The 23,276-nt window shown below is 69.1% G+C and carries 14 protein-coding genes; 3 read left to right on the top strand and 11 right to left on the bottom strand.

The annotated features are described in order from the left end of the window. From GZ67_RS0101760 to GZ67_RS0101720, 8 genes are all read right to left on the bottom strand, one after another. The coding region (locus GZ67_RS0101760; RefSeq protein ID WP_029273736.1) for an RDD family protein at nt 1-747 on the bottom strand (747 nt) is incomplete at its 3' end. Further along, the gene (locus GZ67_RS0101755; protein ID WP_029261315.1) at nt 744-3,140 is read right to left on the bottom strand and encodes a transglutaminase-like domain-containing protein; all 2,397 of its coding nucleotides are present in this window, start codon (nt 3,138-3,140) and stop codon (nt 744-746) included. The genes GZ67_RS0101755 and GZ67_RS0101760, both read right to left, overlap by 4 nt. Then, the gene (locus GZ67_RS0101750) at nt 3,137-4,399 is read right to left on the bottom strand and encodes a DUF58 domain-containing protein (RefSeq protein WP_029261314.1); all 1,263 of its coding nucleotides are present in this window, start codon (nt 4,397-4,399) and stop codon (nt 3,137-3,139) included. Before GZ67_RS0101750 ends, GZ67_RS0101755 begins: the two co-directional genes overlap by 4 nt. After that, nucleotides 4,399-5,370: an AAA family ATPase gene (locus tag GZ67_RS0101745; protein ID WP_029261313.1), complete on the bottom strand. Its 972-nt coding sequence runs from the start codon at nt 5,368-5,370 to the stop codon at nt 4,399-4,401. Before GZ67_RS0101745 ends, GZ67_RS0101750 begins: the two co-directional genes overlap by 1 nt. A 53-nt stretch (nt 5,371-5,423) precedes the next feature. Beyond that, nucleotides 5,424-11,513, bottom strand: a complete 6,090-nt coding sequence (locus GZ67_RS0101735; protein ID WP_036303098.1) for an Ig-like domain-containing protein — start codon at nt 11,511-11,513, stop codon at nt 5,424-5,426. A gap of 129 nt (nt 11,514-11,642) precedes the next feature. After that, nucleotides 11,643-12,212: a DNA-3-methyladenine glycosylase I gene (locus GZ67_RS0101730; RefSeq protein WP_029261311.1), complete on the bottom strand. Its 570-nt coding sequence runs from the start codon at nt 12,210-12,212 to the stop codon at nt 11,643-11,645. Between the two features lie 44 nt (nt 12,213-12,256). Next, on the bottom strand, nt 12,257-14,665 hold the full coding sequence (locus GZ67_RS0101725) for a hypothetical protein (protein ID WP_136025824.1): 2,409 nt from the start codon (nt 14,663-14,665) through the stop codon (nt 12,257-12,259). Between the two features lie 160 nt (nt 14,666-14,825). Next, nucleotides 14,826-15,869 carry an NAD(P)-dependent alcohol dehydrogenase gene (locus tag GZ67_RS0101720; protein ID WP_029261309.1) on the bottom strand — a complete coding sequence of 348 codons (1,044 nt, stop codon included), beginning with the start codon at nt 15,867-15,869 and terminating at the stop codon, nt 14,826-14,828. Nucleotides 15,870-15,964: 95 nt separating this feature from the next. Here GZ67_RS0101720 and GZ67_RS0101715 point away from each other — a divergent pair, with 95 nt between their 5' ends. Then, a complete protein-coding gene (locus tag GZ67_RS0101715; RefSeq protein WP_029261308.1) occupies nt 15,965-16,414 on the top strand; it encodes a hypothetical protein in 450 nt (149 codons plus the stop codon). A 22-nt stretch (nt 16,415-16,436) separates the two neighbouring features. Here the strand turns inward: GZ67_RS0101715 and GZ67_RS0101710 are convergent, their stop codons facing one another. The 3 genes from GZ67_RS0101710 to recQ form a co-directional block, all read right to left on the bottom strand. Then, complete coding sequence (locus tag GZ67_RS0101710; protein ID WP_029261307.1) at nt 16,437-18,503, bottom strand: acyl-CoA dehydrogenase family protein; 2,067 nt, start codon at nt 18,501-18,503, stop codon at nt 16,437-16,439. Between the two features lie 145 nt (nt 18,504-18,648). Next, the gene (locus GZ67_RS0101705; RefSeq protein ID WP_029261306.1) at nt 18,649-19,743 is read right to left on the bottom strand and encodes an ATP-binding protein; all 1,095 of its coding nucleotides are present in this window, start codon (nt 19,741-19,743) and stop codon (nt 18,649-18,651) included. 99 nt (nt 19,744-19,842) lie between these two features. Then, nucleotides 19,843-21,891, bottom strand: a complete 2,049-nt coding sequence (gene recQ / locus GZ67_RS0101700; protein WP_029261305.1) for a DNA helicase RecQ — start codon at nt 21,889-21,891, stop codon at nt 19,843-19,845. Between the two features lie 107 nt (nt 21,892-21,998). Here recQ and GZ67_RS0101695 point away from each other — a divergent pair, with 107 nt between their 5' ends. Both GZ67_RS0101695 and GZ67_RS0101690 read left to right on the top strand, forming a co-directional pair. Beyond that, nucleotides 21,999-22,343, top strand: coding sequence for a GNAT family N-acetyltransferase (locus tag GZ67_RS0101695; RefSeq protein ID WP_029261304.1), 345 nt, complete (start codon nt 21,999-22,001; stop codon nt 22,341-22,343). Further along, entirely contained in the window at nt 22,340-23,275 is a 936-nt protein-coding gene (locus GZ67_RS0101690) for a pirin family protein (RefSeq protein ID WP_029261303.1), read from the top strand. The genes GZ67_RS0101695 and GZ67_RS0101690 overlap by 4 nt, the downstream gene beginning before the upstream one ends. The last annotated feature ends 1 nt before the right edge of the window (nt 23,276 follow it).

The raw sequence follows: 23,276 nt of genomic DNA, 5'->3' as shown, positions 1-23,276 counted from the left end.
CGCAGGGGCGACAGGCGCTGCGGGCGCCGGAGCCTTCGCGGGCGACGACGGTTGGGTGACCCCGGGGACGTAGGCGATCATGCCGGAGTCCTGCACCGGGGTCGTGAAGCTCCGGGCAACCGGCGCCGGGGCAGCGGGCGGGGCCGGCTCCGCGGCCTGTGCGGGTGCCGGTGCGGGATGCGCCGCCGGAGCGAATCCCGGCATCGGTGCCGGAGGAAGGCGCTCGAACGACGGCGCCGGCAGCAGCGGCGGCGCCTCGGGCACCGGTGCCTCCTCGACGACGGGTTCCGGTGCGGGCACCCGGGCGTCGAGCATCAGCGACGACGCGACCTTGTCATGCCACCCCTGGAAGCGGCCCGAGCCGTCGAACAGCGGGCTGAAGTAGCCGACGACGATGGCTCCGGCGAGGCCGAAGATGATGTTGCGGAGCAGCGCGCGCCCGAACCCGAGCGGCTCTCCGTCGGCGGCGGAGACCAGGCGCAGGCCCTTCGCCCGCATCCCGATCGAGCCCTTACCCGCCTGCATGACGGTGTACACGATGAACCAGGCGAGCAGCACCAGGCTCACGACCGGGCCGCCGATGAGGAGCACGGTGATCGAGGCCTCGAGTCCACCCGAGAGCATCGAGGCGAGGAGCAGGCCACCGCCGAGAACGATGCCGAGTCCGCCGGCGATCAGGGCGTCGATGACGTAGGCGACCGCGCGACGGGAGATCGGCGCGATCTGATCGAGCGCTGGCTGCGTCATGGGGTCTCACTCTCGGAGGACGAAGTCGTCGTGCTGTTCTTGATGGTGCCAGGTTCGCGACGAACGCGCGCGGCGGCCGCTTCCTTCAGGTTCTGCAGTCCGTTCGAGACCGCCGTGCCGCCGACCAGGGACCGCACGCTCAGTCGCGCCTTGACGCGCTTCCAGAAGCCGGCCTCCTTGCCGAGTCCGCCGACGATCTCATCGACCTCGTGCCAGAACGACTCCACGTCCTGCGGGCTCGGTTCGGCGGGACCGAACACCTCGGCGTCGGCGCGCTCGGCCAGCGCGGTGACCCGCGGGACAGTCAGGGAAGACGCCACGACGGCGGCCTCTTCGATCCGGGTGCCGCCGGGGGCCAGGCGCGCTCCGTAATCGACGGCGCGGTCGGTCAGCTCGTCCCAGCCACCGCTGATGCGGTCGGAGGTGCGGGCGGCGGCGCGACGGGAGCGACGCTTCGCGGCCTTCCACGCGCCAATCACGATGAACGGCGAGGCGAGCACGGCGATCACCGCGAGCGAGATCCCGCCGATCAGCAGGATCGCGCCGATGATGCCGGCGAGGTTCAGGCTCTCGTCCTCCGACTCGCGATCGTCGGGCAGCGTCGGCGGCAGGTCGACCGGCTCCTGCGGCGGGGGCGGCGGCTGCAGCACCTGCGGCTTCGGGTCGACGCGGGGCTTGGTGTTCTGGTCGTTGGGGACCTGGTCCTCGGGCGGGGTCGGGTTGAACGTCATCCATCCGACGCCCTCGAAGTTGACCTCGACCCACGCGTGCACGTTGTCGCCGGTCGCGGTGAAGACCGCTTCTCCCGCCTGCTCATCGTCGGGGTAGTACCCCATGACGACGCGGGCGGGGATGTCGAGCTGTCCGGCGAGCAGCGCCATCGCCACGGCGTACTGCTCATCGTCGCCGATCATCTGGTCGGCGCCGACGAGCGTCGAGATGCGCTCGGCGGTGTGCCCGGCACGCGACAGCACCTCTCCCTCGAGGCCGTGGCTGAAGAAGCCACCCTCGGAGAGGAAGGTCTCCAGCGCCCGCACCTGCTCGATCGGCGTCTCCGCACCCGCCACGGTCTCGGCGGCCAGCGAGGTCAGCTCTTCCGGCACGTTGCTGGGCTTCGGCATCGACACCTTGCCGAACGCCACCTCGGCCAGCTGCTCGTCGTCGGGCTCGCTCGGCATCACCGCGTCGACCGCGTACTCGTCGCCGGCAGTCAGCTTCGGCGTGGCCACGGCCGTGCCGGTCACCGTGTTGACGAAGGTGCCGCGGCGCAGGTCCTCCGCGCGGTCGCCGTCGAACCGGATCTCGGACAGTTCGCCGGCCGTCGGCATCCACACGCCGCGGTACTCGTCGATCGCGAACTTCAGCGTGACGGGCACGCCCTCGGCCTCCGGCGCCATGTTCGACCGCAGCGGAGCGAACGCGCTCGACGACGTCGGACCGCCGTCGGTGACGTTGTAGACCATGCCGTCGAACTGGTCCATCACGGCCGTGCGGATGCGTGCCCCCTTGGGCAGACCCTGCACGGTGAAGAGCGTCTCCTCGGCCTCATCGCGCACGTTCTTGCGGAAGGCCTGCAGCGGGCTCGGGTAGTCGCGGATGTCGAACGGAGGGATGATGACGTCGCGGAACACGTGACGCGGCTGTGCGGGGGTCGCGACCGCGGCCGTGGCGACGCCCGCTCCACCCGCTACGGCCAGCACGGCGACTCCGGCCAGCAGACGACGGGTGCGCATGTGCGCCGCGCGGGACGGATCGACCTCGCTCACCGACACGGCCATGTTCTGCGGCGCCCAGAGCTGGCGCAGCGCCAGCCACGACATGCTCACCACGGCGAACACGAGCCCTTGCACGAGGGGGAAGGCCGGCTCCGGGGTGCCCAGCGCGATCACGAGCATGAGCAGCACGCCGGCCGGCAGCAGCGCCCACGCGACCTGCGACAGGCGCAGTGCGAGCGAGGCGGTCAGGGTGGTCACCACGAGTGCCAGCAGGAACGGGACGATCAGGTGACCGTCGGCCGCTGCCACCGGGGCGACCGTGGTGAGCATCTGCTTCCACGCGGTGACCGTGCCCAGCGCGAGCTTCTGCAGCGTCTCGAGCGTGGGGATGAATCCGAGGATCGCGGTCTGCGGCAGCGCGAACGCCGCGCCGAACACGAAGTACGCGGCGACGGTGAGCCCCGCGATGATCAGGATGCCCCAGCGACGCCACGTCGCGACGGCCGCGATCGCGAGGCCGAGCAGGATGCCGCCGATGACGGCGGGGAGGAAGGAGGGCCCGGCGAAGGTCGGCCAGAATCCGACCATCGACGTCGCGACCAGGAGAGCCGTCGCCCCGAGGTCGAGGATCCAACGCCGCGGGGTCAGCGTGGCGGACGCGGTGGCGGGCGCGGTCATGCGAGCACCTTCTGCAGAGCGAGGGGAATCTGTTCGAGCGCACCGACCGTGACGACGTCGGCATCGCCGATACGCCGCAGCGTCGGTGCGGTCGCGGTCGTGTCGGTCACGACGGCGAGCACCTTGGCGCCGAAGGGCAGCCGCGAGCAGGCGAGGCGGAGGTCGTCGGAGGGCACGCGGGAGCCGCACACGAGCACCACCACGCTGGCGAGCGGCATCGTGGCCGAGACGATGCCGGCGAGGTCGGCGATCCCGCCCTCCTTCGCCTTGCTGTTCTCGACGGCGGCGAGGGAGTCGAGCAGCTGCTTGCCGGTGCCAGCGGGCAGCTCCCGGCCCTGCACGCGCACGTCGACGCGCTGCGAGTCGCGGAGGGCACGGAGGCCGATCGAGCCCGCGGCGGAGATGCCGAGCTCGAAGTCATCGGCCGTGGCGTATTCGTTGAGGGAGCGAGACAGGCCGATCACGAAGTGCGAGCGACGGGTCTCCTCGTACTGACGGACCATCATCGTGCCCGTCCGGGCGGTGGACTTCCAGTGCACGTGACGCAGGTCGTCTCCGGGCTGGTACTCCAGGAGCGCGTGGAAGGAGACGTCGTCACGGGAGAGGTCCGCGGCCGGAAGCCCCTCGAGGTCGCGCAGGTAGCCGAGCGACTGGCCGTCGAACAGCACGGTGCGCGGGTGCACGAACAGGTCGACCGGATCGTCACGGCGGTGCGCGCGCTCGAAGAGTCCGAGCGGATCGCCGCGGACGACGCTCACCGGGCCGACCTTGACCACGCCGCGGCGCTGGGTGGGGATGGCGAAGAGCTCCTCCGCCTCCTCTCCCGGTGCGAGCCGCTGGATGCCGAACTCGCCGCGGCCGGAGCCGACGGGGAGCACCACGCGCGAGGGCAGGATGGCCCGGCTGCCGCGGTTGGCCAGGGTGAGGGCGCCGACCGCGCGCTCCCCCACGACCACACGGGTGCGGGCGAGGTCGAGCGAGACGTCGTAGGCGGTGCGGCCGATCAGGAACAGCGCGCACACGCCCACGGCGATCGCGATGACTGCGGCGGCGATCGTGAACTCCGACCACCCGGCGATCTGCCCGATCACCCAGAAGCCGACGGCGATGGCCATCAGCACCCAGGCCAGCGGGCGGATCGCCGCGGTGATCTTCCGGAGGCGCGTCAGCACGCGCGCGCCGATGACGGCCGCGATGTCACGCCATCCGGCGTCGCGTTCCGTCTGCGGCGGCGCCGACTGAAGAGCCTCCGCGGTCATCAGGCCGCTGCTCGGGCCTGAGGTGCCGCGACGCCGTCGAGGACGCGGGCGATGACGGTGTCGCTGCTCGTACCGGCGAACTCCGCCTCGGCGTCGAGCAGCAGACGGTGCTGCCACACGGGCCGCGCGAGGGCCTTGATGTCGTCGGGCAGCACGAAGTGGCGGCCCTGCGCGGCGGCCCACACCTTGGCGATGCGGATCATCGCGATCGCACCACGCACCGAGACGCCCAGGCGGATCGCGCCGTCCTCACGGGTCGCCTCGGCAAGCTCCGCCACATAGCGCAGCACGGCCGGCTCGACGTGCACGGTCGCGGCGAGGTCGGCCATGTCGGCGACGGCGCTCGTCGTGATGATCGCCGAGAGGCCGGCCGACGGGTTGCGGTCGGATGCTCCGGCCAGGATGCTCTCGGTGACCGCGAGGTCGGGGTACCCGATCGACGTCTTGATCAGGAAGCGGTCGAGCTGGGCCTCGGGGAGCTTGTAGGTTCCCGCCTGCTCGATCGGGTTCTGCGTGGCGATGACGAGGAACGGGCGACCGGCCTCGTGCGTGACGCCGTCGACCGTGACCCGCGACTCCTCCATGACCTCGAGCAGCGCCGACTGCGTCTTCGGCGAGGCGCGGTTGATCTCGTCGGCCAGCACTATCGACGCGAAGATCGGGCCCTTGTGGAACTCGAACCGGTGCGACTGCTGGTCGTAGATCGTCACACCCGTGACGTCGGACGGCAGCAGGTCGGGCGTGAACTGGATGCGCGCGCTGGTGCCCTGCACGGTCGCAGCGAGCGCCTTGGCGAGGCTCGTCTTGCCGGTGCCGGGGGCATCCTCGAGGAGCACGTGGCCCTCGGCGAGCATCGACGCCATCACGAGACCGACGATCTCCTTCTTGCCCTGCACCGCCTTGTCGACGTTCTCGACCAGTCGCTGGAAGGTGCCCTGGAACCAGGCGGCCTGCTCGGGGGTCATTGTCATGAGGGTGGGATTCCTTTGTCGTGAGGGAGTTCGTGTAGCGGGAGCCGTGGCTGTTACGGCCAGGTGGTGCCTTCGGACCAACCGACGCCCTGGATGTCGGCCTGCAGCGTGCGGTTCATACCGCCGTGCCAGCACGAGAGCGTGATCGTGCCGTTCGCCGGCACGTTGTACCGGTTGTAGGTCGAGGTCTGACCGGACGACGAGCGGTACGGCTGGCCGTTGTCGAGGCAGCGGATCATGTAGCTGCCGGCGGGGACGTTCGCCGTGTTGAGGTTGAGCTTGTAACAGGTATCGGGGTTGCAGTTGCCGGAGTCCGGACCCTGCGACGCCCACCAACGCGGCTGCGGCTTGGCCTGCGCGGTCGCGCCTCTCGTGGGGCTCTCGTTCGACCAGACGCCCGTGCTGTCCTTCGCTCGCGCCTTGATGTTGTGGCTCTCGCTGTACGTCCCCACGTTGGTCGAACCGGTCATGCCGACACCCTGCCACCCACCCCCGTCGATGCTGACCTGCACCTCGGTGATCGTTCGTCCGTTGTCTGAGCCGTTCGCGTTCCAGTTCAACCGCACCTGGCTCTCGAGCGACTCCGCGCTGACCTCCGGCGGGTTCGGTTTCCCGTACGGGTTGCCCTTCGCGGCATTCGAGACGGCACCGGCATAGGTCGACCCGTCGAAGTCCGTTGTGGCGAGGCGCGTGACGCCCCGCACCTCGACGGTGTAGTCGCGACCGTTCGTGAGTCCGCCGATGGTCTTGTTGCCCGGCATCGTGTTCCAGTCGCCGCCGTTCAGCCGGTACTGGTAGGTGATCTCGCCAGGAGACGCGCCACCGCTCGACCCCGGACGGTAGTCGATGACCAGTGCCCGATCGGCTTCCTTGGTGACCTTCAGACTCGTCGGCGCGCCCGGTGCGATCACGCCGCGGCGCGGTGCGGACGGGGCGCTCATATCGCCCCAGCCGGCCTTGTTGTAGGCCTGGATGCGGTAGGTGTACGCCGTCTCCGAGGTGTCGACGACGACCGCCTGGCTCCTCGCCTCGGGGCCGGGGGTGATGGTGCGCACGACCTGGCCGCCGCGCAGCACTTCGAGCTTGTAGCCGCGGATCGCGTCGCCGTTCTTGTCCGGCGGGGTCCAGTTCACCTGCATCTGCGCCTGGTTGCCGACGGGCGAGAGCTCGACCGTCGTCGGGGCAGCCGGAGCCAGCGGAGGTCCGGCCGGAATCTCGGACGCCGACCAGCCGCTCCAGCTGGAGGGGTCGGGCGCCTTGTTGTGCGCCTGCACCTTCACCTGGTAGTCCGAGCCGTTCTCCAGCCCCTCCCACGTGATCGAGTTGCCCGTGACCTCCTTCTGCGTCACGCCGGAAGGCGGCGCGGGCGAGATCTCGAGCGTGTACCGATCGACGGGCGAGCCCGGCGTGGTGGGGGTGACCCACGACACCTGGAGCGACTTGTCGCCGAACTTCAGGGTCGGCGGGTTGGGGGTGTCCGGACGTGCGTCAGGGCGTGCGGGCGCCGACAGGGCGGACGGATCGGACTCGCCGACGCGGTTGGTCGCGGTCACCTGGAACGTGTACTCGACGTTGTTGGTGAGACCGTCGAGCGTGCAGGTGGTGGACTGGCACTCCTTGGTGTACGCGCTGCCGCCGACCGACTTCACGGTGTACTTCGTGATCTCGGCGCCGTTGTTCGATGGTGCCGAGAACGACACCACGACCGTGCGGTCCTGCACGCTCGCGATCACCGGGACTCCTGGCGCATCCGGCACATCCTGCACGGTGACCACGATCTGGCCGTTGACCTCGCGGTCGGCATCCTCGGTCGCATCCTGGATGCGGTAGCGGACGACGAGCGTTCCGACGAACGACTCGTTCGGGGTGACCGTGACCTCGCTGTCGGTGAACGTGACCTCGCCGGAGCCCGACTCCGCGACCGCGGTCACGATCTTCAGCGGTGTCTCGGGGAACGGGTTGTAGTCGTTCGCGAGGGCGGGCACCGTGATGGTCTTGCCCGCATCCGCCTCGGCGACCGTGTCGGTGTTCGCCGCCGGCATCGGCCTCGTCGACGCCGTGACCGTGACCTGGACTGTGCCCTCGACCGGTTCGGTCGTGCCGTCGGAGATGCGGATCTTGAGCGCGACGGCAGTGCCCTTCTTGGCATTCGACGCGGCCTCGACGACGAGCTTGTCGTCACCGTCGATGCGGGCGGAGACGCCCTTCTCCTCGCCGCCGACGAGGGAGTAGTCGTGCTTGCCCTCGTCTTCGGGGTCGGGGTCGTCGGTGAGGGCGACCAGGTCGAGCGAGGTCGCCGGCTCGCCGGGGGCGACGTTGACCTGCCCCTGCACGAAGGTGGGCTGCTGGTTCTCGGGCGGCAGCACGTTGATCGGGATGCTGAGCGTGGCCTTGCGGCCCTCGGGGTCGTCCGGTCCATCGCCGTCGGTCACCTCGAACGTGAGGGCATCCGGTCCGAAGAATCCCTCGGCCGAGGTGTAGACGAGGGTCTTCGCATCCTTGAGCAGGTCGGAGCCGTCGGCGTGGTTCGCCCTGATCTTCGCCTTCTCAGTGATCACCACGTCGCCTCCGCCGGCGACCGTGACGTACTCCGACAGCGGAACCTCCTCGGTCTCGCCGCTGACGACCTCGAGCGGCTTCGTGGAGGTGAGTGTCGGGCGGAGATCGGCGCGCGACGGCACGAAGATGAATGCCGAAGCCCGCTGGTCATCGCGGTCGACGAGCGTGTAGCGGATCAGCTGCAGCTCGTCGGTGACGGTGACGCGCACCTTGCCGTTCTCGAGCTGCGTTCCCCCTTCACCGACCTCGACAGTGAGGCTGTCGGTGGTGCCGTCGGGGTCCTCGTCGTTGGCGAGGATCTCGAGGTCGGCGCTCAGGCCACCATCCTTGAGGTCCACCGGCTGCAGCCGGTCGTCGCGGGCGACCGGCGCCTGCAGCGGAACATCCTCGTCGACCGTGATCTGCAGCGTCGCCGTGGCTTCGGCACCACGCGCGTCGACCGCGGTGTACTGCAGCGAGGTCTCGGTCGGGCCGTTCGGCGCCTGCACGAGCACCCGGTCACCGGAGACGCGCGCCTCCAGCCCGTCGGGAAGCTCGAGGCCGTCCTTGAGGAGCGACACCTTGTCACCCTCGGGGTCGGAGTCGTTCGCGAGCACCGGCACGGCGATCTCGCGGCCCGGTCGCACGACCACCGCGTCCTTCACCGCGTACGGAGGCTGATTGATCTGCTCGGTGGGGGCGATGCCGACGCGGATGGTCGCGACGCCCTCTGCCCCGAGCCGATCGCGCACGCGGTACTTGAACACGTCGACACCGGACGCCCCGTCGGACGCCTCGTACGTGAAGTAGTTCGGGCCGTTCGTGATGCGTCCCTTGGCGGGGCTCGACTCGATGCCCACGAGTTCCACGGAGTCGCCGTCGGTGTCGATGCCGTCGAGGGGCACCGCGATGTTCACCTCGGTGCCGGCGAGGGCGCGGGCGACGAGATCCTGCGGCCGGGGAGCTGCGTTGTTCTCCTCGTCGATGGGCAGGATCTGGATCGTGACGTAGCCGGCAGCCTTCTGCTGGCGCGAGTCGGAGACCTCGTACGTGAGGTACACGGTCTTCGCCTCGGGGCCCGCCTTGAAGCGCACCGCGTCCTGCGAGACGAAGGCCTCGCCGTCTTCCGGATCGATGAACGGCTCGATGAGCTCGGGCTCGACGTGCATGACGTCGTCGCTGGGGTGGGTGTCGTTGTCGAGCACCGGGATGGTCACGACGTCGCCGACGCGGACGGTCGCCGTGTCGGGATTCGCGATCGGCTGCAGGAGCTCGTCCGGCGCGGGGATCGGAATGACCACGACCTCGCCCTCGGCCGACTTGGAGCCGTTCGAGATGCGGTACTTGACGCGCACCTGCTCTTCGAGCGCACCCTGATCCGTGATCCGCAACGTCTCGTGGTTGAGCACCGACACCGAGATGCCGCTGTTCGGTTCCAGAGACACCGACTGCACGACGAGGATGCCGCCGGCGGGGTCGGTGTCGTTGTTGAGCACGCCGAGCAGCACATCGCCGCCGGTGGGCAGCAGCGCGACGTCGCGGACGGCCACGGGCGGGAGGTCGGTCTCCGACTCGGGCATCACGTCGACGCGGACGATACCCTCGCCGTTCTTCGGGCCTGTGGTGACCTGGTACTGCACGTAGTAGACGCCGGGCTTCTCCGCCATGAAGGAGAAGGTCTTGTTCGCCGTGTTCGGGACGATCGTCGCCCCGGCCGTGTCGAGCACCCGGCTCAGACGCAGCTGCTCGCGGGAGGTGCTCGTGTCGTTCGCGGTCGGGGCGACGGTGACCTGCTCGCCGGCCCGCGTGATCACGTGGTCGGCGTTGGTCTTGGGGTTCGTCGAGCCCTGCGGGCGCACGTCGAGCGCGATGGTCGCGGTGCCGAGCTTGCCGAAGGCGTCGGCGACGGTGACCTGCACGTCTTTACGCCCCTGCAGGCTCGCGGTCGCCTTGTAGGTGATCTGACCGTCCTTGCTGAAGTCGACCTCGTCGCCGGGGGCGGCGAGCACCTCCTTGAGGTAGATGTCGTCGCCGTCGGGGTCGATCCAGTCCGGCAGGATGTTGTACGAGATCGTGCCGCCGGTCTCGACCGCGAGCGAGGTCTTCCGTTTCGACGTGGGACCGGCGTTCTCGTTCCAGTCGTGCACCGCGAGGGTCACGACCGCGGTGTCCTTGCCCTTGCGTCCGTCATCGACCTCGTAGGTGAAGCTGGCGGTGCCGGAGGCCTTCTCGCCGACGGTGATCTGCAGCGAGCCGCCGTTGTTGATCGGCTGCACGGTCCCGATGGACGGCTGCGCCTCGGCGAGCGCCGCGACGAGCACGTCACCGTCGGGGTCGTTGTCGTTGTCGAGCACGGGGAGCAGCGTCGTGGCGCCGGGGCGCACGCCGTACGAGTCGTCTTCGGCGATGGGAGGCGTGTTCTCCTCGCTGCGCTCCGGGAGCGTGGTCTCGACCGTCTCCTCGGTCGAGTCCTCCTGGTTCTCCGTCTCGCCCTCGGGCGGCGTCAGGTCGTTCCAGTTGTCGACGCGCTGCAGGCTCTCGTTGGCCATCCAGGCGGCGCCGCCGACGGCGTCGTTGAGGATGATCACGTCGCGGTTGACGCGGAACGTCAGGCTGGCGGATTCCTCGGCGCCGTCGATCGGGGCGTTCACGTCGTTGTTGTCTCCGGGGCACTCGCGGATGAAGGTCGCCGACCCCGCCCAGGCCCCGTAGGTGCAGCCGCGGAGCCAGACCGGTGCCGCAGCGGTGCCCTCGCCGCCCGCAGAGATCTGCTCCGGTTCGCTGCCGTCGAGCGGCACGCGCAGGAGTGCGGTAGGAGTGGCGATCGCGACGGCGTCGGTCTCGGCCGACGCCTGCTGCAGCACGGCATCCGCCGCGCCCTCGACCTCGGTGCGGAGGCCTCCCGGCGTCGTGACGACTCCGGCCGCCTCGTCGAACACGACCGGCGTGCGTCCGACGGCGGTGATGGTGGGGCGCGCCGACAGGTCGAGCTCGCCGACCGACGCGGTCGACGTCTCGCCCGGAGCACCTTCGTTGTCGACGGGGACCGTGACGACCTCGCCACGTTCGCCGGAGAGACCGAAGACCGTGCCGTCGTCGGCCACCGTCACGTCGGAGTTCTCGCCGAGCTCGACGACCGGCTCGGCCGCCTCGATCTCGAAGGAGGCGATGCCCTTGACCGGCACGACCCACAGGTCGCCGGACTTCTCGTCGAGGATGGCCGCCGTGTTCGCCCCCATGGCGACCTTGGCGGAAGAGGGGATGATCGTGGAGTCGCCGAGCGAGACCCGGGCCGGATCGATCGCGGTGACGGTGGACGCGCTCTGGTCGACGACGAGCACGTTGGCGGCGGCCTGGAGGATGTCGTAGTTCTCGCTGGTGGTGCGCAGACCGCCGTCGAGGATCGTGGACTCGTGGTTGAAGTGGCCCACGAGCAGGCTCGAGGTCTTGGTGATCCAGACGCCGCCGTCGTTCAGGTCGACCTTGGTGGTCGGGAAGCCCTCATAGGTGAAGGCCATGGTCGTGATGGCGATGACGCCGACGGTGACGCCGGCGGCAGACGCCAGCGTCTTGGGTCGCGCGCGCATCCATGACAAGGCCTTCATGCCCGGTTCCCCCCCAGGGTCACACTCTCCGATTACTCATGCGCAGGCCCGACTGGCCGCTGAGCACTCGTACATCCTAACCGCGTCGCGGAATATCACTCGATGGGCAGATATCCCCATCACCCTCCGTTACGCGCGCCAGCATCCGGCGATGTGATCGTCGACCATCCCGGCCGACTGCATGAGCGCATACATGGTGGTCGGCCCGACGAAGCGGAACCCGCGTCGACGCAGCTCTTTACTCATCGCCGTCGACTCCGGCGTGACCGCCGGAACCTCGGCGAACGACGCCGGACGGGTGTCGGATGCCGGCGGCGCGAACGACCACATCAGCTCATCGAGCTCGCCCTCCGCCATCGCGCGCACCAGGCGGGCGTTGCCGATCGTGGCCAGGATCTTGGCGCGGTTGCGGATGATGCCGGCATCCGCCATGAGCCGCTCGACATCGGCCTCATCGAACTCCGACACCGCCTCGGGCTCGAACCCGGCGAACACCTCGCGGAACCGCGGGCGCTTGCGCAGGATCGTGATCCACGAGAGTCCGGCCTGGAAGCCCTCGAGCGCCATCTTCTCGAACAGGGCGCGGTCGCCGTGCAGAGGCACACCCCACTCCTCGTCGTGGTAGCGGCGGTACTCGACGTCGTCGCCCACCCAGGCGCAGCGGTCGCGGGCATCGGGGCCCGTGAGAAGAGAGGTCATCCGCTCAGGCTATCCGCGGCGGCGGACATGGCATGCGCCGAGTGCTATGCCACCCCCACGAGGCTGCTCCGGCACTCCTTGAACTTGTCCCAGTCCGTCGCCCCTGTGGACGCCGCGAAGATCTCGAACGCCTTCCCCTGCACATCGAAGAGCGATTTCGACGGATCCACGAAGCGCACGGGCTCCTCAGAGTTGAGAGCGTGGAAGTACACCGCCATGAAGGCGATCTTCCGGCCCCACTCCCGCAGATAGCCGTCGTTCTCGAGGCGCTGGAACGTCGCTGTCATCTCGTCCCTGGTCTGCTTCGCGACGTTCGGGAGACTGATCGCGGCGGCGATGAGCCCGATGATCGCCGCCGCGAGCGTGAGTCCGAGCGCGACGAAGTTGAGCGAGGATGCCGTGAACAAGGACATGGCGATCCCCACTCCGATTCCTGACGCCACGACGGCAATGCCGTCCGAGACGAGCCACAGCCAGGTGGAAGCCCCGACCATGCCGCCGCTGGCGACGATCGCAGCGATGTCCGAGCTGACGAACAGCAGATCCGCGATGAGGCCCGCCCCCGCGAGCGATGCGGTGAAGACCTTCGACGCCAGGGAGGCGGACGGTTTCGCAAGGATGGCTCCCTGCTCGATGGACGCCTGCTCCACGATGCGCGTGCTCGCGGTCTCGACTGCGCTAGTGAGAGCCTGCGAGGCCACAGCACGTTGAGCGGAAGGCACCTTGGCACCGGCGTCCGCCGAGGCCTGTGTGAAGAACACCGTCACCCTGTCCTCGGCGGTATCGACCAGTTTGCTGGAGGTGCTGGACATCGCGTCGGCGAAGCTCGTCGACGCCGCCTGCGCCTCCGTCGGGATGTCTGCAGCGGGCCTCGCCGCGCTCCACATCGCTCCCGTCGTCATCTCATACATCTCGGGAGAGACAGTGTTCCAACTGAGGATCCGAGCCGCCGTGCGCGCCGCTGTCGGAGCCGCCGTCAGGAATGACATCGTCAGGTTCCTGAGCGCCCCGAACGACGAGTACACAGCGACGATGCGCGCGGTGAAGCCGATGGCCTGAGCCGGAGAGACCTCGCCTTTGCCGATGGCATCGTGGAGCAGCAGGGACTCGAGCACGAGTCGCGTGACTCCGATCACCGCCGAGATGCTGCCGAGGATCCCGCTGCTGTTGAACGCGAGCAACGCAGTGCTCAACTTCGCCTTGACGGTCGTGTTGTCGGTGATCAGCTTGCCTCCGGCGCCGAGGGCCTCATTGATCTGATCGTCCGTGAAGATCCCGCTCGACTTGCCGAGGTACTCGAAGGAGGTCAGCCGCATGAAGACGTTCCTGATGGCCACGCTCTGCTCGAGTCCGGGAACGTCCTCGGGCTTCTCGGTGAACAGGGTGAGGAGGGCATCGAAGGATGCGAGGACGCTCTTCAGGCTCGAGGACGAAGACCCGGCGACGGTCGCCTGGGCCTTCGCGAGAATGTAGTGCTGAATGGTCTGGTCGTAGGCGGCGACAGGCTCCGGGTATTTGCCGGCGAGCATGTCGTCGAAGGGTGTGGCCAGGTACGCGCTCGCCTGCACTGCTCCCACACGAAGAGAGAGTCCCTCGTTGAGGATGTTCAGTGTCTCGGACTCTTTGGCATGCCAGTACTTCTCGGCGTCTCGGAGGGAGTCGTCGGCGTTCACCTCGCGAAGATAGTTCTGATATCCGGTGGTCGAGCGCGCGTCGAAGAGCGTCTGCGCCCACTGCTGCGATGGCGGCGTCTTCCCCCCGGACGTCGACGCCAGCGAGTTGGTCGCCCCGATGCAGAAGTTGCTGTAGTCGCACACGATGGCGCGGTTCGACAGCGCGCTGCTCAGGTCTCGCAGCGCCCCGGCCTGACCGGCACCGGGCGTGTTGGTCGTGCCGTTGACGATGTATGTCATATCCGACGGATACACGGGGAAGCTGTATTCACCGCCCGCTACTCCGCCGGCCGTCACAGAGCTGGTGTACTCCGCATTCCCCAGAATCCCCGTCGCGCACAGCTTCAAGCAGTTCGACGCGTTCGCGAAGAGTGCGCGATTCGAGACGGCCGCCTTGCCACCGTCCGAGCCTGCGTCGGGGTCGGTGTCGGCCGCGTTGTGAGCATTCGCGTCAACGCTGAACTGCAGCGCTTTGCTCCACGACATATTCGTGTCCTTGGCGTAGGCCGCCGCGAGCTCCATGACCGCAACCGCTCCGATCGGGGTCTTCCCGTCGGCGGAGATCGTCCCCGCCACATCCGAAAGCTCCGTCGTCGGCACCGTGAACTTCGTGCGGAGCGCATTCAGCTTCTGGGTGGCCTCGTCGGTGGGCCTCGCGACGGTGGGTGCCGGCGCGGCCCCGTCGACCGCTGTCCGCAGCGTGCCCCCGCCGAGAGCCTGAGGAGCTGTCGGATCAGTTGCCGGAAGCCTCAACTGCACGGCGGCAGATGCCGCCGACACCACCGCAAATCCGATGAACTCTCGCCGACCAAATCCAGGGCACATACAATCTCCGATCTCCGATCCGTCGACACACCTCGAGCGGTGGTCACGTGGAATGTTACATAACGGAGACCGAGCCGTGGCCTAATACCGAAATTCAGGCGTATAATCCCGAAATTCAGGCGAAAGTGGCCGCGTCGATCACGAACCGATACCGCACGTCGGAAGCGAGCACGCGCTCGTAGGCGGCGTTGATCTCGGATGCCGGGATCACCTCGATCTCCGCGGCGAGACCGTGCTCGGCGCAGAAGTCGAGCATCTCCTGCGTCTCGCGGATGCCGCCGATGTTGCTACCGGCGAGCGAACGCCTTCCGCCGATCAGCGACATGACGCCGACCGACAGCGGTTCGGCCGGCGCGCCGACGCACACGAGCGCACCCCCGACGTCGAGCAGGCTCAGGTAGGAGCGCAGGTCGATCACGGCGCTCACGGTGTTGAGGATCACGTCGAACGACGAACGCAGCTCGCGGAAGGTCTCCTGATCGCTCGTGGCGCGATAGTGGTGGGCGCCGAGCCGCAGGCCGTCGTCCTTCTTGTTCAGGGTCTGCGAGAGCACGGTCACCTCGGCACCGAGTGCATGCGCGATCTGCACGCCTATGTGCCCGAGCCCACCGAGGCCGACGACCGCGACGCGGGTGCCGGGACCGACGTTCCAGTGCCGCAGCGGCGAGTAGGTCGTGATGCCGGCACACAGCAGGGGCGCAGCCACATCCAGGGGCAGGGAGTCGGGGATGCGCAGGACGAATTTCTCGGCCACGACGACCTGCTCGGAGTAGCCTCCCTGCGTGACGGTGCCGTCGCGGTCCGTGCTGCCGTAGGTCTGCACCGCGCCCTCGGTGCAGTACTGCTCCTCACCGCGCAGGCAGTTGCGGCACTCGCCGCACGAGTTCACCAGGCATCCGACGCCGACGCGATCGCCGACCGCGTGCCGGGTCACGGCATCGCCCACCGCCGCGACCGTCCCGGTGATCTCATGCCCCGGAGCGAGCGGGTACCTCTGCGGCCCCCAGTCGCCGCGCACGGTGTGGATGTCGGAGTGGCAGATGCCGGCGAACGCGATGTCGATGAGCACATCGGACGGCCCGAGCTCGCGCCGTTCGATGACGGTCTTCTCCAGCGGGGCGGCTTCACGGGGTGCGGCGTAGGCGTTGACGCGGGTCACGGGGACTCCTTCTTCTGGTGGCGCGATCCACCCTACGCACCCGCTGCCGTCAAGGCCCCTGACGGTCGATGCGAACGGTCCGTACCCTCGACATCATGAGCATCCACACCGACCGGATCGAACAGTACCTCGCGCGCTATGCGGCATCCCTGACGGAGTTCGACGCCGAAGCCGCCGTCGAGCTGTGGTCGACGCCCGGCATGATCGCCGACGACCGGGTCTCCGGCGTCCTGGACACCCGGGAGGAGATGGTCGCGGGGCTGAAGCAGTCCTATCCCCTGTACCGGGAGCTCGGTCTCGCCTCCGTCGGGCACGAGCTCCTCGACGCGAACGAATTGTCCGATCGACTCGTGCTGGTGAAGGTGCGCTGGCTGTTCCGCGACGCCGAGGGAGAGCTGCTGACCGACGCGAACAGCTACTACCTGCTGCGCGACGACGCCGCCGCGGGCCTGCAGGCGTGCGTCTGCGTAGAGACGGATTCCGCCGAGCACCTTCAGGCGCTGGCGGAGGAGCGCGGCATCGACCTCACGAAATGGTCATCCTGACCGACGCCCCGCCCCCGACAGATCAGCGCTGCTTCTTCTTGAGCGCCTTCTCCTGGATCGGCGCCTTGCCCGTGGCGGCGAGGTCGGCGTAGTAGGCCCGGGCCTCGTCCTGACGCTGCTTCTCGATGCCGCTGGCGATCGGCGCCCGCACGTGCTCGGGCTCGTAGCCGAACGCGTTCACCAGGTCGAGGGCATGGGGGCGCAGCCGCGCGCACAGCCGGTCGATGTAGCTCGACACGGCGGCGGCGCGCTGGGTCGACAGGCGTCCGTTGATCAGGTGCCAGGCGAGGTGCTTCTCGATGAGCTGCAGACCGAACAGGTCGCGCAGCCAGGTGAGCACCTTCTTGGTGTCGGCGTCGTCGATCTGGTGCACGGCGTCGGTGAACGCCTCCCACTGCAGCAGCTCTCCGTGCGCACGAGCGGCTTCGATCAGCTCGGCCTGGTTCTCGTTGAACAGGCGGGCGCCGAGGGCCTTGTCCTTCGCCCCGGGGCGAAGGCGGGAGGCGATGTCGGCCACCATCTGCTGCACGCGTCCGGCGAGCAGATCGTGCTGCTGCTCCTCGCGGAGGCCCCGCTCGACCGACCGGCTGACCTGACCGAAGTCGGAGACGGCCTGGCCCAGCTGACGGAGTCCGGCGCCATGGAACAGCTTGCCCGCGGTCATCCCGACGGCGAACTTGGCGAGCGCCGCGGCATCCTTGCCCTGGAACTGCTTGGCGTAATCGGTCAGTAGACGCTTGCCCACCAGCTGCAGCAGGACGTTGTTGTCGCCCTCGAACGTCACGTAGATGTCGAGGTCGGCGCGCAGGCCCACCAGACGGTTCTCGAACATGAAGCCGGCACCGCCGGTGGCCTCACGAGCCTCCTGCAGCGTGTCGAGCGCGTGCCAGGTCGACAGCGGCTTGAGAGCGGCGGCCAGCGTCTCGAGGTCTTCGCGGTCGGCCGGGGTGTCGGTGCGCCCCGAGAAGACGGCGTCGAACTTCTGCAGGAACTCGTCGTGCGCGAAGATCTGCGCGTACGTGGTCGCCAGACGCGGGAGCAGACGGCGCTGGTGCTTGCCGTAGTCCATGAGCACGACCTCCTGCCCGTCCGCGCCGTCGAACTGGCGACGCTGGGTGGCGTAGGTGATCGCGATGTGCAGGCCGAGTGCGGAGGCCCAGGATGCCGCACCGTCGAGCGACACGCGTCCCTGCACGAGCGTTCCGAGCATCGTGAAGAAGCGGCGGCCGGGGCTGTCGATCGCGCTGGAGTACGTGCCGTCCGCGGCCACATCACCGTAGCGGTTGAGCAGGTTCGTGCGCGGGATGCGCACGTGGTCGAAAGACAGACGGCCGTTGTCGATGCCGTTGAGGCCGCCCTTGAGGCCGTCGTCCTCGCGGCCGATACCGGGGAGGTCGACGCCGTCCTCTCCACGCAGCGGCACGTAGAAGCAGTGCACCCCGTGGTTCACGCCGTTGGTGATCAGCTGCGCGAACACGGTCGCCGCGACACCGTGCAGCGCGGCGTTGCCGAGGTACTCCTTGGTGGCCGCCCGGAACGGGGTGTTGATGACGAACTCTTCGGTCGCCGCGTCGTAGGTCGCGGTCGTCCCGACCGCGGCGACATCCGAGCCGTGGCCGATCTCGGTCATCGCGAAGGCGCCGGGGATCGAGAGGTCCATGATGCCGGGGAGCCACTTCTCGTGGTGCTCCGCGGTGCCGAGCTGCAGCACGGCCGAGCCGAAGAGCCCCCACTGCACGCCCGACTTGATCTGCAGACTAGGGTCGGCGACCACGAGCTCCTCGAAGCCGGCGATGTTGGCGCCGTTGTTCTCCTCGCCGCCGAGCGACTTGGGGAACGCCCGGTGCACGGCCTTGTTCTCGACCAGCAGGTGCAGCTGGCTGAGCACGCGCTCGCGGTGCTCGTCCTTGCCGAGCTCGTCCTTGCGCCAGAACGCCGAGTCCTTGATCATCTCGCGCGCCTGACGGCGCACGTCGCCCCAGGTGCCCATCAGGGCCTCGTTGACTCGGGCGACGTCCATCTGCGGGGCGAGCGCGGTCGCGGGCGATTCATCGGGTGTCGTCGAAGGACGGACGGCAGCGTCGACCATGGCATTCCTCCAGGGAAGTAGGGGTGCCTCCATGGTAGGTCTGCGACAAACCGGGGCGAACTCCGCTGTGAGCATCCTCCAACCGCGTGCGGGCATATGCCGGCGTTCCGTTGTCGCCTCGCGACAGGGCGACCGCGACAAAGGCTCAACGAGTGCGGAGATGTTCCCGCAGTCCGGGGATCGCGAAGTCGACGCGACCGTGGCCCGCTGGTTGGATCAGGCCCGCAGCGATGAGCCGCGCGCGGTAGTTGCCGACCGTGTTCTTCTTATCACCGAGGCGACGGCCGATGTCTGCCGCGGTCGCAGGGATATCGTCTTCGGCCATCGCTCTGAGGAAGTCGAGGTCCTTCGGGGAGACAGCGGACAGTGCAGCCTCGATGACCACACGGGCATTTCTGCGGTGTGCGGCAGACAGCGCCAGGTCGACGTCCTCGGCGCCGAGCGGTCGATCCGTCGATTCGGCCACCTGCCACAGGTGATAACCGATCAGCTGGATCAGAAACGGATAGCCGCCCGTCGACTCCGCCGCAGCCCTGATCAGCACAGGATCGAGTGGCGTGTCCCAGACGGCGAAGATGTCTGCGAATGAGTTCTCGACTTCGTCGATGGCTGCAGCGTGCAGATCGATCCGATCCGCCCGCCGCAGGAAGGTCGCGACCCCCTCGTTGAGGAGATCGGACACCGCCGCGGGGAGGCCCGCGAAGAGGAGCGCGATCGGGAGACCATCGCGGATGTAGTGCTGGACCGAGGCTGCGAGCTGAGCGAGTTCATCCCGGTCTGCCCCGTGGATCTCATCCAGGGTGATGACCAGCCCGGTTCCGTTCTCGTCGAGCTGTCGGAGAAGTTTCTCGCCGACCTGTCGCCATCCTGCTTGCTGTTCGGGAGGGAGCTGCGTCGTGATGGAGAAGCCTGCGGCGCCGATACCGGTGATCCGCCTTCCGGCCGGACCCTGCCCCTGTTCTTCTGCGGCGGCGCGCATCGCCTCGCCGATGCGACCCAGGAAGCCACGGGTCGCGGTCTCCGAGACAACCATCCAGCCGTGAGTGAGCGCCGCGTCCTCGGCTTCACCGAGCATGACGGTCTTGCCGATGCCTCGCGCGCCGGTGAAGATGGTCAGCAGCCCCGGCGCCCCGGAGCGGATGCGGAGCCCGTAGCGGAACTCATCGAGGATCCCGGCACGACCGATCAACTGCGGAGGCTCGGCTCCGGCTGTCGGGCGGAAGGGATTCACGCCGATCATCGCTGCCCTTCTGTGAACTCTTGTGTACCCAGTGTACTTAGGTGTTCTTGCCGCTCTCCCGACCGCACGCTATGGGTCTATGCGATTGGGCCGCGGTGGTCAGGCGGCGGCGATGACCGCCAGCACGCCCTCGCCGTAGGCCTCGCGCTTCTTGGCGCCGATGCCGGTGATGCCGTCGAGGTCGGCGAGGGAAGCCGGCCGGTGCTCGGCGAGCGCGCGCAGGGTCGCGTCGCCGAACACGATGTACGCCGGCACACCCTGCTCCCGAGCGGTCTCGGCCCGCCAGGCGCGCAGCGCCTCGAACAGCCCGCGGTCACCGGCATCCAGCGCGTCGGCGGCACTGGCCTTGCGCGCCCGCGACGAAGAGGTCGGACGCCCGATCGTGTCTTTGCGCAGCGGCACCGCGGTCTCGCCGCGCAGCACACCCGCGGCCTGCTCCCCGGGGGCGAGGGTGCCGTAGTCGCCCTGGGCGACCAGGATGCCGCGGGCCAGCAGCTGCCGAACGACGCTGCGCCAATCCTGGTCGGAGAGGTCGTTGCCGATGCCGTACGTCGCGAGCTCGTCGTGCCCCTGCTGCCGGATGCGCTCGGTCGAGGCACCCCGGAGGATGTCGATGAGGTGCCCCGCGCCGAACGACTGGTTGCGCTCGCGCTTGAGCCGAACGATCGTCGAGAGCAGCTTCTGCGCCGGCACGAGGCCGTCGAACGTCTCGGTGTCGTCGAGGCAGGTGTCGCAGTTGCCGCAGGGCTGCGACTCCTGGCCGAAGTACCCGAGCAGGTTCTGCCGGCGGCACTCGACCGTCTCGCACAGCGCGAGCATGGCGTCGAGGTGCTGCCCCATCCGCATCTTGAACGTGCGATCGCCGGGGCTCTGGTCGATGAGCCGGCGCTGCTGCACGACGTCGCCGAGCCCGTACGCCATCCAGGCCACCGCGGGCTCGCCGTCGCGGCCGGCACGACCCGTCTCCTGGTAGTACCCCTCGACCGACTTCGGCAGGTCGATGTGCGCGACGAAGCGCACATCGGGCTTGTCGATACCCATGCCGAACGCGATGGTCGCGACCATGACCACGCCGTCTTCCCGGAGGAAGCGCGCCTGGTTGGCCGCCCGCACCTCGGCGGGAAGACCCGCGTGATACGGCAGCGCGTCGAGGCCCTGTGCGGCGAGATAGGTCGCCGTCTGCTCGACCGACTTGCGGCTGAGGGCGTACACGATGCCCGCGGGCTGCGCGCCGTCGTCGCTCGCCGGGGTCTGTGCCTTGATGAAGGCGACCAGCTGCTTGCGCGGGTCGACCTTGGGCACGATCCGGTACTGGATGTTCGGGCGGTCGAAGCTCGCGACGAAGTGCTTCGCGGTGTCGAGGCGCAGCCGCTCGGTGATCTCCTTGTGCGTCGCCGCCGTCGCGGTGGCCGTGAGCGCCATACGCGGCACCCCGGGGAACCGCTCGCCCAGGTCGCCGAGGGTGAGGTAGTCGGGACGGAAGTCGTGGCCCCACTGCGACACGCAGTGCGCCTCGTCGATCGCGATCACGCTGAGGGTTCCGCGCTGGAGGAGCGCCGTCGTCTGCGCGTTCGACAGGCGCTCGGGGGCGACGTAGATGAGGTCGAGCTCGCCTGCGACGTAGGCCCGCTCGACCTCGCGGCGCTCGTCGATCGCCTGCGTGGAGTTGAGGTACGCGGCGTTGACGCCGTTGGCGCGCAGCGCGTCGACCTGGTCGTGCATGAGCGCGATCAGCGGGCTGATGACGAGCCCCGTGCCCTCGCGCACGAGTGCCGGCACCTGGTACGTGATGCTCTTTCCGCCACCGGTCGGCATCAGGACGACGGCGTCGCCGCCCGCGATGACCTGCTCGACGATGTCGGCCTGGTCGCCGCGGAACTCGTCGTAGCCGAAGACCGTGTGCAGCGCCTCGCGCGCAGTCGGATAGCGGCTCGGGGCGGCCTGGCGTACGACGGGCGCACGACCGGCGGACGATGCCGGAGCCACCGGAGTGACCGGCCCCTGTCCCCAGTCGAGCGGCGGCTCGTAGCCCGCGCCCTGCGGCTCCCAGTCCATGGGCTCCGGCGGGGCGGACGACTCCCAGCCGTCGTCGTAGGGCTCGTCGGCGTACGGCAGATCCGCGTACGGGTCACGGGGAGTCTGCGGCATCCCTCCAGCGTAACGACCCCCGCCGACGCGGGCGGCGCCTCATCCACAGCCGCCCCTCCCCCGCACGCGGGCGTAGGTTGGAGGCACCCCGTTCGAAGGAGCATCCGATGACCGAAATCACCGTGACCCGCGACGACGACGCATCGCGCTACGAGATCCGCTCCGACGACGTGCTCGCGGGTTTCGCGGCGTACGATCTGCGCCCCGGATCCATCCGCTTCCTCCACACCGAGGTCGACCCCGCGTTCCAGGGCCACGGGCTGGCGGGGAAGCTCGCCGCGGCCGCGCTGGCGGATGCCGCCGAGCGCGGCGAGGCGATCGTTCCCCTCTGCCCCTACATCGCGAAGTACCTCGAGACGCATGAGGTGCCGGGCGCCGAGATCCGCTGGCCGCAGACCCCCGCGGGACCTGCCGGATCCGCGGGTGAGGACCCGACGGGCCGAGCGGAATGATCGGGCAGCGCCGCCTCATCCTCGAGCCGCGCGAGGTGCCGCTGGGCGGGGTGCGCGGCATGAACGTGCTGCGGGCACTGCCGCACCGCAACCTGCCGACGATCGGCGCCTGGTGCTTCCTCGACCGGTTCGGCCCCGCCGACACGAAGATGCGGGTCGAGCCGCATCCGCACATCGGGCTGCAGACGGTGACGTGGCCCCTGGTCGGCGAGATCCGCCACCGCGACTCGCTCGGCAGCGACGCCGACCTGCGCCGCGGTCAGTTGAACCTGATGACCGCGGGCAACGGGATCTCCCACTCCGAGTACTCGATCGGCGAGGGACCGGTGCCCCTCGACGCCCTGCAGTTCTGGGTCGTGCTGCCGGATTCCGCCCGCCACGGCGCGGCCGGGTTCGAGCGCCACACCGAGCTGCCCTCCGTCGCACTCCCGGCTGACGATGGAGCGGATGCCGAGGCCACGGTCGTGCTCGGCGAGTTCGCGGGCGTGCGCTCGCCCGCCACGGTGCACACTCCGATCGTCGGTGCGGAGATCGTGCTCGCCCCGGGTTCCCGCGTGCGACTGCCGCTGGGCTCCGACTGGGAGCACGCCCTCATGCTCGTCGAAGGCGACGCCGTGGTGGCGGAGCATCCGCTCGACCGGAACGGGCTGCTCTATCTGGGCGACTCCCGCGACGAGGTCGAGGTCGAGAGCCGCGACGGCGCCCTGCTGTTCCTGCTCGGCGGCGAGCCCTTCGAAGACGACATCGTGATGTGGTGGAACTTCGCCGGTCGCACGCACGACGAGATCGTCGCGGCGCGCGAGGAGTGGGAGGCGGAGTCCGCGACGGGCGCGGCATCCCCGCGCTTCGGCGCGGTCGAGGGTCACGATGTGCGCATCCCGGCCCCGCCGCTCCCCGACGTGCGGCTCATGCCGCGGAGCCGGAAGCTCTAGC

The sequence above is a fragment of the Microbacterium sp. Cr-K20 genome, assembly GCF_000708325.1.
GTDB lineage: Bacteria > Actinomycetota > Actinomycetes > Actinomycetales > Microbacteriaceae > Microbacterium.
This window is presented reverse-complemented; position numbering and strand designations above follow the sequence as displayed.